Below are 523 nucleotides of genomic sequence, written 5' to 3'. Positions count from 1 at the left end.
TGGAGAAGAACTTACTTTTGTTGTCGTTGACCGAGCGGGTAACCGTAGTGCAGAGATCAAGCAAAACGCTTTAACTGATGATATTGCACCAAATTCAATTGAAAATATTGTACTTGATGCGAACGGACAGAACTTTACAGCTCAGGCAGAAGCAAACACTCAAATTGAAGTCAAAAATGCTGCTGGTGAGGTCATAGGATCTGGTTCAACCGATAGCATGGGAAATGTTTCAGGTTACTTATATCAAGTGTATTTACATGGAGAAGAACTTACTTTTGTTGTCGTTGACCGAGCGGGTAACCGTAGTGCAGAGATCAAGCAAAACGCTTTAACTGATGATATTGCACCAAATTCAATTGAAAATATTGTACTTGATGCGAACGGACAGAACTTTACAGCTCAGGCAGAAGCAAACACTCAAATTGAAGTCAAAAATGCTGCTGGTGAGGTCATAGGATCTGGTTCAACCGATAGCATGGGAAATGTTTCAGGTTACTTATATCAAGTGTATTTACATGGAGAA

1 protein-coding gene is annotated in these 523 nt (G+C 40.0%); it reads left to right on the top strand.

Features of this window, described 5'->3' with window-relative positions; genetic code table 11:
• On the top strand, window positions 1–523 hold a 523-nt coding region (locus HMPREF0013_RS25150), incomplete at both ends, for an Ig-like domain-containing protein (RefSeq protein ID WP_005804968.1).

This window comes from Acinetobacter sp. SH024 (genome assembly GCF_000163635.1).
Classification (GTDB): domain Bacteria; phylum Pseudomonadota; class Gammaproteobacteria; order Pseudomonadales; family Moraxellaceae; genus Acinetobacter; species Acinetobacter pittii.
This window is presented reverse-complemented; position numbering and strand designations above follow the sequence as displayed.